The sequence below is a fragment of the Clostridium nigeriense genome (assembly GCF_050585265.1).
In the GTDB taxonomy this organism is placed as follows: Bacteria; Bacillota; Clostridia; order Clostridiales; family Clostridiaceae; genus Clostridium; species Clostridium nigeriense_B.
Map to the genome: position 1 here is coordinate 41,417 of NZ_JBNOOE010000004.1, position 13,652 is coordinate 55,068.

General features: G+C 26.7%; 14 protein-coding genes. 9 read left to right on the forward strand and 5 right to left on the reverse strand.

Annotated features, from left to right (window positions below; translation table 11 throughout):
• Positions 1–22: 22 nt before the first annotated feature.
• The 7 genes from ACQPVP_RS04925 to ACQPVP_RS04955 all read left to right on the forward strand — a co-directional run bounded on the left by ACQPVP_RS04925 (position 23) and on the right by ACQPVP_RS04955 (position 5,963).
• Entirely contained in the window at positions 23–628 is a 606-nt protein-coding gene (locus tag ACQPVP_RS04925; protein WP_430847829.1) for a sugar transferase, read from the forward strand.
• An 18-nt stretch (positions 629–646) separates the two neighbouring features.
• The gene (locus tag ACQPVP_RS04930; RefSeq protein ID WP_430847831.1) at positions 647–1,729 is read left to right on the forward strand and encodes a Gfo/Idh/MocA family protein; all 1,083 of its coding nucleotides are present in this window, start codon (positions 647–649) and stop codon (positions 1,727–1,729) included.
• A 47-nt stretch (positions 1,730–1,776) separates the two neighbouring features.
• Positions 1,777–2,898 (forward strand): glycosyltransferase, encoded by a 1,122-nt coding sequence (locus ACQPVP_RS04935; protein WP_430847833.1) that lies wholly within the window; start codon positions 1,777–1,779, stop codon positions 2,896–2,898.
• Positions 2,899–3,077: 179 nt separating this feature from the next.
• Positions 3,078–3,659, forward strand: coding sequence for a hypothetical protein (locus ACQPVP_RS04940; protein WP_430847835.1), 582 nt, complete (start codon positions 3,078–3,080; stop codon positions 3,657–3,659).
• A 20-nt stretch (positions 3,660–3,679) separates the two neighbouring features.
• Positions 3,680–4,063 (forward strand): GntR family transcriptional regulator, encoded by a 384-nt coding sequence (locus tag ACQPVP_RS04945; protein WP_430847837.1) that lies wholly within the window; start codon positions 3,680–3,682, stop codon positions 4,061–4,063.
• The gene (locus ACQPVP_RS04950) at positions 4,064–4,960 is read left to right on the forward strand and encodes an ABC transporter ATP-binding protein (protein WP_430847839.1); all 897 of its coding nucleotides are present in this window, start codon (positions 4,064–4,066) and stop codon (positions 4,958–4,960) included.
• The gene (locus ACQPVP_RS04955) at positions 4,941–5,963 is read left to right on the forward strand and encodes a hypothetical protein (protein WP_430847841.1); all 1,023 of its coding nucleotides are present in this window, start codon (positions 4,941–4,943) and stop codon (positions 5,961–5,963) included. The genes ACQPVP_RS04950 and ACQPVP_RS04955 overlap by 20 nt, the downstream gene beginning before the upstream one ends.
• Positions 5,964–6,011: 48 nt before the next feature.
• Here ACQPVP_RS04955 and brnQ read toward each other — a convergent pair whose 3' ends face one another.
• Complete coding sequence (brnQ, locus tag ACQPVP_RS04960) at positions 6,012–7,283, reverse strand: branched-chain amino acid transport system II carrier protein (protein WP_430847843.1); 1,272 nt, start codon at positions 7,281–7,283, stop codon at positions 6,012–6,014.
• A gap of 188 nt (positions 7,284–7,471) precedes the next feature.
• Between brnQ and ACQPVP_RS04965 the strand changes: the two genes are divergently transcribed.
• On the forward strand, positions 7,472–8,362 hold the full coding sequence (locus ACQPVP_RS04965; protein ID WP_430847845.1) for a UDP-3-O-(3-hydroxymyristoyl)glucosamine N-acyltransferase: 891 nt from the start codon (positions 7,472–7,474) through the stop codon (positions 8,360–8,362).
• Positions 8,363–8,438: 76 nt separating this feature from the next.
• Positions 8,439–9,308, forward strand: a complete 870-nt coding sequence (gene galU, locus ACQPVP_RS04970; protein WP_430847847.1) for a UTP--glucose-1-phosphate uridylyltransferase GalU — start codon at positions 8,439–8,441, stop codon at positions 9,306–9,308.
• A gap of 42 nt (positions 9,309–9,350) precedes the next feature.
• Here the strand turns inward: galU and ACQPVP_RS04975 are convergent, their stop codons facing one another.
• The 4 genes from ACQPVP_RS04975 to ACQPVP_RS04990 form a co-directional block, all read right to left on the reverse strand.
• Positions 9,351–10,112, reverse strand: coding sequence for an O-antigen ligase family protein (locus tag ACQPVP_RS04975; RefSeq protein WP_430847849.1), 762 nt, complete (start codon positions 10,110–10,112; stop codon positions 9,351–9,353).
• Positions 10,113–10,648: 536 nt separating this feature from the next.
• On the reverse strand, positions 10,649–11,674 hold the full coding sequence (gene trpS / locus ACQPVP_RS04980; protein WP_430847851.1) for a tryptophan--tRNA ligase: 1,026 nt from the start codon (positions 11,672–11,674) through the stop codon (positions 10,649–10,651).
• A 404-nt stretch (positions 11,675–12,078) separates the two neighbouring features.
• Positions 12,079–12,234 carry a zinc-ribbon domain-containing protein gene (locus tag ACQPVP_RS04985; RefSeq protein WP_430847853.1) on the reverse strand — a complete coding sequence of 52 codons (156 nt, stop codon included), beginning with the start codon at positions 12,232–12,234 and terminating at the stop codon, positions 12,079–12,081.
• A 212-nt stretch (positions 12,235–12,446) separates the two neighbouring features.
• Positions 12,447–13,532, reverse strand: a complete 1,086-nt coding sequence (locus tag ACQPVP_RS04990) for a GerAB/ArcD/ProY family transporter (RefSeq protein ID WP_430847855.1) — start codon at positions 13,530–13,532, stop codon at positions 12,447–12,449.
• Between the last annotated feature and the right edge of the window lie 120 nt (positions 13,533–13,652).

Below are 13,652 nucleotides of genomic sequence, written 5' to 3' on the forward strand. Positions count from 1 at the left end.
ATATAGAAGTAGAGGATAAATAATGAGTAAACTAAATCAAGTAGTAAAGAGAATTTTTGATTTTCTGCTGTCTTTGTTTGGAATAATAATATTGTCACCAATATTTATAATAGTAAGTATAGCAATAAAATTAGATTCAAAGGGAAGTATATTATTCTTACAGAAGAGAGTTGGCAGATATGGCAAAGAATTCGATATTTACAAGTTTAGAACAATGGTAACTGATGCTGAAAAGCTTGGAAAACAAATAACTGTTGGTAAAGATAATAGAATAACTAAAGTTGGAGCTTTCCTTAGAAAATTTAAAATAGATGAACTACCTCAGTTATTCAATGTCTTAAAAGGTGATATGAGTCTAGTTGGACCAAGACCAGAAGTCCCTAAATATGTAGCATTATATAATAAGGAACAAAAAAAAGTATTAGACATTAGACCAGGAATAACGGATATGGCTTCTTTAAGATATAAGGATGAAAATGATATACTTGGAAAAGTAGATAACCCTGAAGAGTATTATATTAATGTTATAATGAAAGATAAACTAAATTTAAACCTTGAATATATAGAAAAAAGTAATGTTTTTTTTGATATATATTTAATTGTAAAAACTATAATAAAATGTATATAGATGTAAGGTGGTTTAGAAATGAAAAAATTAAATTTTGCAATTATAGGTTGTGGAAGAATTTCATATAAGCATGTTGAAGGTTTATATGAAAATAGAGAATTAGCTAATTTAGTTGCTACATGTGATGTTAAATTAGAACTTGCAGAAGCTAAGGCTAAAGAATATTTAGATAAGATGAATGATGATTCATTAAATGTTGGAATATATGAAGACTATAAAGAAATGATTGAAAAAGAAAATATAGACGTAGTAACTATTGCAACAGAAAGTGGATATCATGCTGAAATAGCAATTTATTGTATGAATAAAGGAAAGCATGTAATAGTTGAAAAGCCTATGGCTATGTCAATAGATGATGCAAATGAAATGATTGAGGTGGCTAAAAAGAATAATGTTAAGTTATCTGTAGCTCATCAAAATAGATTTAATAAGCCTATTCAAAAGCTAAGGGAAGCTGTTGAAGATAATAAGCTTGGAAGAATAATGAATGGTACTGCTAGAATACTTTGGAGAAGAGATGATAATTATTATAAACAAGCTCCATGGAGAGGTACTTGGGATTTAGATGGTGGTACTTTAATGAATCAATGTATTCATAATATAGATTTATTACAATGGATGATAGGTTCTGAAGTTGAAAGAGTATATGCAGAGTGTGATACTTTTAGAAATCCAATTGAGGGAGAAGACTTTGGTGCTATAGTAATTAGATTTAAAAATGGTGCTATAGGAATAGTTGAAGGTAGCGCAGTTGTATATCCAAAGAATTTAGAAGAAACTTTAAGTATGTTTGGTACAGAAGGAACAGTAGTAATTGGTGGTTTAGCTGTTAATGAACTTAAGACTTGGAGATTTGAAGGCGAAGATGAAGAGGCGGTTAAGAAGGATTTACAGGTTGAAATAGACAGTGTATATGGTAAAGGACATACTCCTTTATTTAGAGATGTTATTGAAGCTGTAAATGAAGATAGAAAGCCATATATAAGCGGTGAAGATGCAATAGTTCCATTATCTATAATATTAGCAGCTTATAAATCAAGAAAAACAGGAATGCCTGTAACCTTCCCATTTATGAATTTTTCAAGTTCAGATATGAAATAGTGTTAGTAAAGAACTTTGAAAATATACAAAATAGATAAGGTGGTTGGATGAAAAAAAAGGTATGCCATATTTCGACTGTACATCGTGATAATGATAATAGAATATTATTTAAAGAGTGTAGTAGTTTAAAAAAAGCTGGATATGATGTAGCATTGATAATTACTTCTAATAAAAGTAAGAAAGTTAATGGTGTAGATATAGTTCCCCTTAAAAAAAGAAATGGGAGAATAGAAAGATTAATATACAGAAGGAATGAAGCATATAAGAAGGCTTTAGAATTAGATGCAGATATTTATCACTTTCATGATCCTGAATTAATACCAATAGGTAAAAAATTAATTAAAAAAGGTAAAAAAGTAATATATGATGTTCATGAAGATGTACCTAAACAAATATTATCTAAAGATTATTTAGGTCCTAAATGGATGAGAAAGATTATTTCTTCAATATTTAATAAATATGAGAAAAATCAAAGTAAAAGTTTTAGTGGAATAGTTACCATATTAGATGAATTAAAAGATGAATTTAATAAATATAATGATAATGTTATTGCTGTGAAAAATTATGCAATAAAATCTATAATAGATGATACTAAATCTATTAAAAATAAAAAGAATAGAGAAGAGTTTGTGATATTGTACACTGGAGCTATAACAGAAATTAGAGGAATAAAAGAAATGATTATGGCAACAGAAAAATTTAATGGTAAAGTGAAGTTGTGGTTAGCAGGAACATGGGAATCACATGAATTGAGAAAAAAATGTGAAAGATTAAAAGGATATGAGAATACAATATATTATGGGAATTTTAAAGCTGAAGATCTATATAAATATGTTAAAGCATCCGATATTGGTTTAAGTGTGTTACATCCTACTCCAAATTATAAAAAAGCTATTCCAACTAAGGTTATAGAGTATATGGCTTGTGAATTACCCGTAATATTATCTGATTTCCCATTCTGGAAAGAGTTGTTTGGGGAAATTGGAATATATGTAAATCCTTTAAATGTAGATGATATTTCAGAAGCTATACAATATTATATGAATAATAGAAATGAAATAAAATTAATAGGTAAAGCTAATAGAGAAAGATATATTAATAATTTTTGTTGGGAAAATGAAGAAAAAATATTATTAAAATTATATGAAGATTTATTAAAAGAATCTTAATAAAAATTCAAAGATAACTATACATATTAAGGAAAAATTAATTGCTTAAAAACATATTATTCCATATAATACTAAGTGGACTATATAATATAGTACACTTAGTATTTTTTATTCTTTAGGAAATTATATCTTATAATAAGTTATTGACAATTTTTTATTATTATTTAGGAGGAACAATTATGAAGAGGTCAACTTTTTTAGCTGTTGGTGGTGTTATTTTAGCATTTTTTATAGTATCAGCCTTTGGCAATAAAAATAACTTTTATGAAAAGGAAAAAACTTTTGAAAAGCCTGAGGATGCAATAATTAATTTTATAGGATACATAAATACATACGAGATGGTAAAGGATGATAATGGCTACTATTATGTTCCTTCAAGGGATTTTTTAGAAAGTATATCTAAGAGATATAGGATGTTTGTAGGCACTGAAGGTTCTAATAAATTTATTAATGATCAAGTGCCAGTTTTTTTTAGATATGAAATGAAGGAAGTAGATTTTAACTCCCTAACTAATTTAAAGAATACTTATAATGAATCTTTTAAGAATATTCCTAAATATCCAAGTAATAATGAAGTTAGAGTCTATAAATTGGATGGATATGGAGATTTTAATTCAGGTTTTGAAAAGTCTTATGTAAAAGAAGATGGAACTATAGAAAATATTTATGATGGTGAAGGGACATCTATGACTTTATACTTAATTTTAGTAGATGAAGGGGAAGGATATGTAGTTGATTATTATTCATTAATGTATCAATAGCCTAAATGTGAGGTGATATTATGTTAAGAATAGATGCAAGAATTAGTACTCCAATTTATGAACAAGTAATACTTGGTATCAAGGAACTTATACTTAAGGGTGTGCTTAAATCGGGTGATAAGTTACCTTCAGTTAGGGAATTATCTGCACTTTTAACTATAAATCCTAATACTGTAAGTAAGGCATATATTGAGTTAGAAAAAGAAAATATAGTTGAAGTTATAAAAGGCAAGGGAACTTTTATATCAAAAAATTATGAAAAGAATATTTCCAAGGAAAAGTTAAATAAGTTAATGATAGATTTTAAGAAAATTATATTAGAAGCAAACTACTTGGGGCTAGATGAAAAAGATTTGATTTTAATATTAAGCCAGGAGTATAGGGATATGAGGGGTGGAATATAGATGTTAGAAGTTAGAAATTACTCCCTAAATTATGGAGATAATAAAATTTTAAATAATATAAATTTTTCATTAGATAAAGGAAAGGTATTAGGTATAGTAGGGCCTAGTGGAGTAGGAAAAACTTCATTAATAAGAGGAATAGTTGGAATTTATAAGGGGACAGAAGGAATGTTACTATATGATGGCGAAGAGGTTTATGATAATCCTAATGCCAAGAGAAAAATAGCATTTGTTCCAGATGAACATAATAGTTTTTATTTAATTACTTTAAGGGAAATAGTTAATTTTTATAAAGGATTATATCCTGAGTTTAATGAAGAAAAATTTTATAAGATTAACAAGCTTTTTAAGATTCCTTTAAATAAAAGATTTTTACAATTATCTAAAGGAATGAAAATGAGAGTTAACTTAATGGTTGCATTTTCTCTAAATGTAGAGTTATTAGTGCTAGACGAGCCAACTTCAGGATTAGATCCTATTCTTAAAGAAAAAGTTTTGAGGATAATTATGGAAGAGGTTTCAGGAGGAGATAAGTCTGTTATAATTAGTTCCCATAATTTAATTGAGCTTGAAAGAATATGTGATGATGTTTTAATTCTTAATGAAGGTAAGGTAGAGTATCATAATTCTTTAGATAATATAAAACGTAATATTAAGAAGATTCAAGTAGCCTTTGATATGCCTGTGTATGAAGAAGATTTAAATTTCCCGGGAATTTTTAATATTTCTCAAGTTGGGAGAGTGTTTACTGTTGTAATAGAGGATAATGATGATGAATTTAAAAAGTTTATTAAGAGGTTTAATCCTTTATTTGTTGAGGAAATAGATCTAAGTTTAGAAGAGGTATTTATAAATAGGATAGAAGGGAAGTCTAGTGATGAAGAAATATTTAAATAGTAATTTATTTTATCAGGGAGATGCTAACATTTTTCTTCCCCTATGTATAGTTTATATAGCAGCTTTTATTTTTACGGTTATAGGAACCAATGGAGTATTTACTTGGAATATAAAATATTATTTGTATAATCAAAGTCAAATTGGATATATTTTTTCATTTGAAGGAGTAGTAATATTAGTTGCCTATATATTAGCAATATATGCTATAACTGTTGGAATATTTAAAAGAAAGAAGTGGTCAACCTTTTTATCTGGACCATTTTCTAGATTTGATATTAGAGTAAGGGAATTAATAATAATTGTTATGTCAGTTCTTATTTACATAGGAATTTTTCTATCTATAATAGTTAAAAACTGTATTCAATATTACGATATTTTACAATATCTGGATGGTTTTGGTAAAATAATTATATTTGATGTAATAAGAATAATTAGTATTTCAACATTGACTATAGGAATTTTAGCTTTATTAGATAGTATTTTTGCAAACTTATATTATTTAGTTGGAGCAGGTATATTATCTTTTATATATTTAGTTGCTTTGCTTGTTAATTTTAACCCTATCCTAAGTTACTATTCTTATGAAAATGTATATGGATTAAGATATATTTATAATGGATTAATGCAATATTTAGGAGGATATAGCGTAGAAAATACTATTTATCCTACAAAAATAATTTGTATATCAGTAGCTTTCGTAATTATTGGACTTATATTAATTTATATTTCTAGAATATTAACTAATAAGATGTTTGTAGAAAATATGAATGAAGGAATAATATTTGATTTCCCTAAAAAAGTAGCAAGCTTTATGATAGTAACTTTTTTAGGAGTAGTAAGTGCTCCATATATAGGTGAATTTATAAATGATGAATATTTTAGATATACATTAAGTGCATATCAGATAGTATTTGTTAGATTAACAATTATAGTAATTATAAGTATAGTATCATACTTTACATTTAAAAATTTTAAGAAAGTAAATAAGGACGTTTATTATTAATAATAACAATAGGAGCTATCCTAAGATAGCTCCTATTTACTGCTTTTTTTAATCTAATTGGCTTTCTTGACTAGTTTTAGGTGAATAGATTATATATCCTATAAGTATTGAAATTACTGTTGGGATAAACCATCCAAATCCTACTTCGGCTAGAGGTATAAAGGTTAGGTTTAATCCTGGTATAGCAGATAATAATCCAAATGCTAATGAAGTATATACTCCCACTCTAACAGCTTTAATATTTTTTAGGTAATTAGATAAAAGTGTAGTTACAATAAGAGTAATAGAAACTGGGTAAAGTACATTTAGTATAGGAACTGATAAAGCTATTATATTATCAACTCCAAGAGTAGCAAGACCTAAGCTTATAATAGATATTACTATTGCGTTAATTTTAAAAGGTAGTTTACCATTTGATATCTTTTCAAAGAAGCTTGCGCCTGCTGTTAATAAACCTATAGAAGTAGTTAAGCAAGCAAGTCCCATAGCTATTCCAATTATAGCAGGTCCAATATTTCCTAAAATACTTTTAGAAATAAATATTAGTAATCCAGTCTTACCTATTTCAGAAGGTACTAATCCTATAGTTTGAGCACCTATGTAGGTTAATCCGCCATAAACAAAAGCCAATCCTAATACTGCAACTAAACTTGATTTAAAGATCATAGATGGCATTTCTTTATTTTTATACCCTTTAGATTTTAAGGAAGTTGTTATTATTCCTGCAAATAGAAGAGCAGCTATAGCATCCATTGTTTGATAACCTTCTAATAAAGAAGTAGGGAATACATTTATTGCATTTGTTGCTGAAATAGAACCAATAGGCATAAATAATCCTTTAGTGATCAAAATAAATAATAGTGCCATAAGCACAGGAGTTAAATATTTACCAAGTGTATCAATTATTGATGTTTTTCCTAAAACAAAGAATAAATTAATTATAAAATATACTGCCATAGCCACAAATGCAGGTATATTTGGAAAAAATGGATTAATTGTTAATTCAAATGTAGTTGCAGCAGTTCTTGGTATAGCCAGCATTGGACCAATAGCAATAAATAATATAGCAGTAAAAATTACTGAAAATCTTGGTCCGATTTTACTTGAAATAGATTTAAATGTTCCATCTCCTTTAGAGCAAGCAAGTATTGCTAGAAGAGGTAGACCTACTCCTGTTAATATAAAGCCTATAACACCTAAAATATATTGATCTCCTATTGTATTTCCTAAAAATGCAGGGAATATTAAGTTACCTGCTCCAAAAAACATTGAAAATAGGGCAAATCCTACTACAATAGAATCTTTTGTACTTTTCTTCATTCTTTTTCCTCCATAACAAACAAATTTATTTTCTAATTAACAATATAAATATAATTTTTCTACATAAATATTAAATAATACTTAAATATATTAACATAATGATATAAATACTGCAATAAAATATTAGATTAAAAATTTGAGAAAAAACTGGTATAATAAATATATAAAACAAAATTAGGAGGATTATTATGTTATTAAGTGAAATTTTGCACTTAGGTGAAGGCTTAAGTTTATTAAATGATGGAGAGTTTACATCTTTAGGACTTACTATAGCAGATTGTGATGAAAAACTTCTTACTTTTATTGAAAGTGAAAAATATATAAATAGTTTAAGTGATAAGATATCTGCAGTAATTACTACTAAAGAATTAGGAGAGAAGCTTAAAGATAGATATGGTGTACTAATTTCAGAAAATCCAAGAATGGATTATTTTAAGTTACATAATATATTATCAAGTAAAGATAATTATAGAAGAAAAGAATTTAATACTACAATAGGTGAAGGATGTAAAATAAGTAATTTATCATCTATAAGCAATAAAAACGTAGTAATAGGAAATAATGTAATAATAGAAGAGTTTGTTGTAATAAGAGAAAATACTGTGATTGGAGATAATAGTATTATAAGATCTGGTTCAATTATAGGTGGAGAAGGGTTTGAATATAAGAGAGTTGATGGAATAGTAATGAATGTTAATCATTGTGGTGGAGTAATTATTGGAAATAATGTTGAAATTCAATATAATTCATGTATAGATAAAGCTCTTTATACTTGGGATAATACTATTATAGGAGATCATTCCAAACTTGATGATTTAGTTCATATTGAACATGGAGTTAAAATAGGAGAAAGATGTTTAATTGCTTCAAGAACTACTTTTGGAGGAAGGACAATAATAGGAAATGATTCATGGGTTGGCCTGGGAGCAATAATTTCTAATGGACTTAAACTAGGTAATAAAGTAAGTATAAGCCTTGGCTCTGTAGTTACTAAAAATTTATGCGATGGTGAGAAGGTTTCTGGAAACTTTGCAATAAATCATGACAAGTTCATAGATTTTATAAAGAGCATTAGATAGATTTGTTTTATAAAAAAATATATGATAAAATCTTATTGTTATATAATGTAAAATATATTGGATGTGAGGGATAGATATGAAAGTAAGAAAAGCTATTATACCAGCCGCAGGTCTTGGAACTAGATTTTTACCAGCAACTAAGGCTCAGCCAAAGGAAATGCTTCCTATAGTTGATAAGCCTACTATTCAATACATAATTGAAGAAGCTGTTGCTTCAGGTATAGAAGAAATATTAATAATTACAGGAAGAAACAAAAAGTGTATAGAAGACCATTTTGATAAGTCTGTAGAACTTGAAATGGAGCTTGAGAAGAATCATAAAGATGAATTATTACAAATGGTAAGAAAAATATCAGATATGGTAGACATTCACTATATAAGACAAAAAGAACCTAAAGGGTTAGGTCATGCTATTTTATGTGCAAGAGCCTTTGTTGGAAATGAACCCTTTGCAGTTTTACTTGGTGATGATGTAGTAGATTCAGAAGTTCCTTGCCTAAAGCAGTTAATGGATTGCTATAAAGAATATAAGACAACAATTTTAGGAGTTCAAACTGTAGATAAAGAAGATGTAAATAAGTATGGTATAGTAGATGGAATTCATATTGAAAATAGGGTTTACAAAGTTAAAAAGCTAGTTGAAAAACCATCTGTTGAAGAAGCACCAAGTAACATGGCTATCCTAGGCAGATATATAATAACTCCACAAATTTTTGATGTATTACAAAGTACAGAGCCGGGTAAGGGTGGAGAAATTCAGCTTACAGATGCATTACAAACTTTAATAGGAAATGAAGCTATGTATGCATATAATTTTGAAGGAAGAAGATATGATGTTGGAGATAAGTTAGGATTCCTTCAAGCCACAGTAGAGTTTGCATTAAAAAGAGATGAACTTAGAGAACCATTCATTCAATATTTAACAAATAGAGACTGGAATAAGTAAAAAATAATAAGAAGAGTGTAAGCCACACTCTTCTTATTATTTTTATTTAGTTTCTAATGCTTTATTATTTAAAATTGATAAAACTATGAATAAACAATACATTATTTTAACAGGGCCATAGTAGCAATCTATTATATTCATAATTTGAAAGCATATGAATCCTACAAATAGTCCTAAATATAATCCATTAGAATTAGAAATTAATTTATTTTTTATAAGTTTATAAAATGTCCATATAGAAATAATTAAAAATAATATAAATAGTATTGTTCCAAATATTCCAAGTTCAACTTGAAATTTTAATATTACGTTATGGGGATGTAAAGGAAGTAAACTTTCCCTGACGAAGTAAGAAGGATTGCTTTCTAAATAAGATTTATAATTTAATGAATAATTCTCATAGCCTAGTCCAAATAATCTATGATTATCATTGATCATAATCTCAGTTAATTTCCATATTTTAAGTCTAGAATCATTTTGATTTATATCAAAAACAGCAAATAATCTATCTCTTGTTTGAGGAATAATAAATAGTATTATAGGTACAAACACTGAATACAATAAAAATCGCTTATCGTAAAGTATAGCAAAAATAAATACACCAATTATTAATGCTAAAAGCGCATTTCTAGATTGTGATACGATAATATTAAATAATAATAGTAAAGTAGCAATAGAACTTATAATTTTTAATTTTTTATTTTTACTTTTTAACACAAAAGTGATAAATATAAAGATTATTAAAATACTATAAGTACCTAAATTATTTGGATTTTCAAGAGTAGATGATATTCTATGTTCCATATCTATATTGCTACCTATAATCTTTGTATATATAACCTGAAATATGGTAATTAAGCTAACTAGTATGGAGGATGATAGAAATACAGTAAGTAAGTTATTTATATCATTTTTATCACATTCATAAGAAATTATATAAAAAATAAAAAGATACATTGAAAACCTAATGCTATTAGTTAATGTTACATATTTATTAAATGCCATAAACATTGACAAATACATTAATAAATTTAATAAAATAAGACTCAAAAAAATTTTATCTTTAATAAAAATAGTTTTTAAGTTAGAAAAAAATTTTTTCCTTTTTTCCGAAATAAAAGTTATTCCTACAAATTCTAAAAAGAAAATAGCATAAATAAAAATATCTACACTAAACTTACCATAGCTAGGTAGAATGGGAAATAAAAAAACAAAAAGTAACAGTAAAATATATGTTGATTTCTTTAAAAATTTAATCATAATAGACCTCATATTATATAAATTTAGTAAAAGATTAGTAGAAATAAGAAATGACTACTAATCTTTGGTGTGTAGAGTTATTATCTAGGAATAAATCCTATTTTCTTTTGCATTTTTCTTAGTGTTTTCATTGAAATATAGTTAGCTTTTTCAGCACCAAGTTTGTAAATTGACTCTAATGTTTTCTTATCTTTAAGAATTTCATTTACTTTATTTTGGATTGGTTCTAATTCTGAAATTATAGCATCGGCTACATCTTTCTTTAAATCTGCATATCCTTTATCTTTATAATATTCAACTAGTTCTTCAGCTGTTGAATTCTTAATTGCAATTAATATATCTAATAGGTTTTTAACACCTGGCTGTTCATCTGTATAATTTATAACTCCAATGCTATCTGTTACAGCTCTAGAAACTTTCTTTCTAATAACTTCAGGTGGATCCATAATTAATATATATGCATTTGGATTATCATCTGATTTAGACATTTTCTTAGTAGGCTCTTGTAAACTCATAACTTTAGCACCTATCTTTGGAATATATGGATCAGGTATTTTAAAGGTAGGGCTATATATATTATTAAATCTGTTTGCAATATCTCTTGCTAATTCTAAATGTTGTTTTTGATCTTGACCAACAGGTACTAAATCTGAATTATATAAAAGGATATCAGCTGCCATTAAAACTGGATAAGTAAATAGTCCAGCCCCTATAGAGTCACCGTATTTTTGAGATTTATCTTTATATTGAGTCATTCTACTTAATTCACCCATATAAGTGTTACAAGTTAATAACCAAGCTGCTTCACTATGAGTTGGTACATGAGATTGAATAAATAAAGTGTTTTTCTCAGGATCTATTCCAGCTGCAATATAAATTGCTAATACTTCAAGGGTTCTTTGTCTTAAATCCTTTGGTTCTTGTCTAACTGTAATTGCATGTAAATCAACTACACAAAAATAACAATCAAATTCATTTTGTAGATTAACCCAGTTCTTTATAGCTCCTAGATAATTTCCTAAGGTTAATTGACCAGAAGGTTGGATTCCGCTAAATATGACCTTCTTTTTTTCTATATTATTTTCCAAGTTAAGCACTCCTTTCATTTGTGCGAATTAACATAAAACCTTAAACTATATTTTTAATTATAGATTTGGAAAATTATCATGTCAACAACAATGGAGAAATGGACATAAACAAAAGAAGAAATCATTTTATTAGCTAAAATGATTTCTTCTTTCTTTACTAAAAAATATATCTATTAATAATGTAGCAATTGATAGCAGTAATATTATATTAATCACCCAAAAGGAGTATTTAAAGATTAATATTATTAACATTAGTAAAACTAATAAAGTAAAGGATATTTTTAAGAAATTCAAATTTTTGACCTCCTAACTCTTACTATAAATAGCTTGTGCAACTTAATAAAAAAAATACTGGAAATAATTGTTGAAGCAAAAAAAGACTGTATCAAGTCTTCTTGATACAGTCCATTTTAAAACAGAAATTATCTTCTGTTGTTTTGAGCCTTTCTAGCTTTTCTGCATTCTGGGCATCTTACAGGATCATTGTCAAATCCTTTTTCTTTGTAGAATTCTTGTTCTCCTACTGTGAAAACAAATTCCTTTCCACAATCTTTACATACTATTTTCTTGTCTTCCATTTTAAAAAATTCCTCCTTAAAATTCATAGGCACAAACTGATAATTTCTTCCTTAAGGCAAAATATGAACTTTAAGGGGAGAGATCTATCGAATTTTTCCTATTATTTAAATATTCAAACTTATTATAACATAAAGTAAATTTTATGCAAGGTACATTAAGGGAAATTTAAGCGTTAAATTTATGCTTTTTTCCTCATAAAATACATGATTAATTAAGACTTTTTGTTGTTTAAATTTTTATGTTTAATATGGTATAAAGTAAAAACAATAAAAGGAATAAGAATAAAAGCTACTAAATTAACTATCTGCATATATTTAAGTAAGTCATATAGGTAGAAATTATTTAATCCCAAAAAGTTTGCACATACAAAGACTATAAATACATAAATACCTATAAATATGGGTTTTCTTTTTATATATTTTTCTAGTATCAATAATATGCTATAGGTAGCTAAAATGTATTTAACAAAGAAACCTACTACTGTTTGTATTATGAAAAATAGTTCACCAAACTCTAAAAATCCTGCTAGTTCAATTCTTTGGCTTAGAACAAATTCAGGATAAAAAATATTAGCAGCTCTAGATGGACCAAAGGCAGTTATAGCAGTAACAAAGGATATAACTACAAAGACAATAGCAATTATTCCAGCATAAAAGCTATGTTTTCTTAGATGTTGATTTTTATCTATATATTTAAGATAAGGAGCTACTATCATAAATGTTGAAAAACCACCTAAAATAAGTAAGGTAGTAGAGAAAAAATTTTTAGATAGACCATTTCCAAGTACAGGAAGCAAGTTATTTATATCCGTATATCCTTGTGTTAATAGAAAAAGTGCAATTCCATTTACTAAAAATATACCAACACTCACTAATACAAATATTAATATTGTACGCATTTTTTTTGTAAAGATGAATAATGATGGAATTATAAAAAATATTAAGGCATACCAAACTGGAGTATCTATAAATAAAGTTGAATGAATTACATTAGCTTCTACAGCAGCAGATTCTACTGCATTTATAAATAGGCCTAATACAAAAATGCCAATACAAATATAGCTAAGAAGTTTTGGCATTGATTTATGGAATATTTCTTTTATATCAAAGGTATTACTTACTTTACAAATATTAATTATATATAGTAAAAAACAAATGAAAATAACTCCAGCTAATAAAGATGATAGCCAAGTATCTCTTCCCCCTTCATTTATAAAAACAGATAAATAAGTCTTTAGTGAAATTATAGTTACACCAAGTATAAATAGAACATAATGTTTACTAGATATTTTATTCATAATAAATCCCTTTCATTTCTAAATAATTAAACTTAATAGCTATAAGGCTGTAGTAAATACAGAGAAGTAAAAACCTTATAATTATTGATGTAATTAAGTTATGAAAACTCATATAGAGTT